Source organism: Hominilimicola fabiformis (assembly GCF_020687385.1).
In the GTDB taxonomy this organism is placed as follows: Bacteria; Bacillota; Clostridia; order UBA1381; family UBA1381; genus Hominilimicola; species Hominilimicola fabiformis.
In genome coordinates, this window is sequence record NZ_JAJEQM010000039.1 from 1 (window position 1) to 1,623 (window position 1,623).

2 protein-coding genes are annotated in these 1,623 nt (G+C 37.0%); both read right to left on the reverse strand.

All coding sequences use genetic code 11. The annotated features are described in order from the left end of the window. Nucleotides 1–521: restriction endonuclease subunit S (locus LKE05_RS13975; RefSeq protein ID WP_195993845.1), on the reverse strand; the 521-nt coding region annotated here is incomplete at its 3' end. Nucleotides 522–531: 10 nt separating this feature from the next. Beyond that, a complete protein-coding gene (gene xerA, locus LKE05_RS13980; RefSeq protein ID WP_129258901.1) occupies nt 532–1,515 on the reverse strand; it encodes a site-specific tyrosine recombinase/integron integrase in 984 nt (327 codons plus the stop codon). Nucleotides 1,516–1,623 lie beyond the last annotated feature (108 nt).

Sequence of the window (1,623 nt, forward strand, 5' to 3'; positions counted from 1 at the left end):
TAAGCCGCTAAATTATCATTTATCTTCTGTTTCAAAGCTATTCTGTCGGTTATTGTCTTGTAGGCTTTCACAATATTTCTCTGCTTTTCAATATCTGGTACTGGAAGCTCAACCATACAAAGTTCATTCCAATCAAAAATCTCTCTCACACTTCCGTGTGACTTATATCTTGCATAGCGGTCAAATTCTGGTCGGCTGAACCAAAGCATAAGATATTCAGGGTCTAATTCCTCTTTATTTTCAACTTCAAAAACTGTATAAGAGCTTGAAATGATACAATCTTCTTCATCTAAATAAGCAATAGAGATTTTCTCTCCATTTCGTGAAGTAACGGGTCCGTATGCAAACTGTCCCGTTCTAACTATCTTATAATTCGATAAATCAGTTCCTACAATATTTGCGATTGACGGAATAAATTTTTTACTTATACTTACACCAAGCAACTTTGTTACGGCTAAATCCCTATTACGCTCGTCCACAAGTCGAATGTAATTGCCTAATATCTTATATTCTTTTTCCATTCCTACCACCTTAACCAATGTATTTTCTATGAGCAATTTTAACATTACTCTGCTTAACCATTGCATACTGCAATGTCGTATCTATTCTTCTATGCCCCAAGAGTTGCTGAAGCTGCTCTATCGGCATTCCTTTATCTATCGCCATTGTCGCAAGCGTTCGCCTGAATTTATGAGGGTGTACCTTATTTAGTCCCAATCGTTTTCCAAGCTGTCGTAACCTCACTTCAATACCTCCGATATTCATTCGATTATACGGAGATTGTAATGATACAAAAAGTGCCGGGTTATCGTCCTTGCGACTGTTTAGATAATTCTGCAAATGTATTTTTGTTCTTGCATCAAAATATACAATTCGTTCCTTATCGCCTTTGCCGAAAACAACACATTCTCTTTCGTTAAAATCTATATCCTCACGATTTAGTAACACCATTTCTCCGACACGCATACCCGTTGAAGCAAGCATATCAATCATTGCCAAGTCCCTGAGTTCCGTGCAATTATCCCTCATCAATTCAAGTGCTTCATCTGAATAAGTTTCTTTAATGTTCGTTCCGGTCTTAACCTTATGTATTCGCCTGACCGGACTTTTCAAAATATAATCCTCGTCCTCAAGCCAAGAGAAAAAACTGGAAAGTATTCGTCTTATATTATCTATCGTAACTTTACTGGATTTTTTCTTAGCCTGATACTCGGTCAAATAGCAACGAATATCATCGGTCACAACATATTTGATACTCTTTCCAATGCCATCAAGCATTGACTGTATCGTTGCATTATAGTATTTCAAGGTTTTCTCAGAACAGCCCTCAATACGCTTTGCCGATAGGAAAGACTCTACTAAATTCTGTTCTGAAAGTTTCTTCTCTTTTTCTGTCTTTGTTACCTCATAATCAAAAAGTGTATGTTGCAACACCTCTTGCAATCTTTCTGTCTGTGCATTATTCAAGTAAGGTAACATTCCTTGAATAACATCTGTAATTAGGTTCTGTTTCATAGTCAATTCTCCTTTTGTTTTTTAAGAGAACGACTACCAGTGGCAGTCCCTTGTTTTAACTCCCGCCACTGATGGGAGTTCTATTGTAAATGATAATTTAGCGGCTTA

Excerpts from the sequence above, each read along its gene's own strand:
- xerA (WP_129258901.1), bottom strand. The coding sequence starts at position 1,515 with ATGAAACAGAACCTAATTACAGATGTTATTCAAGGAATGTTACCTTAC.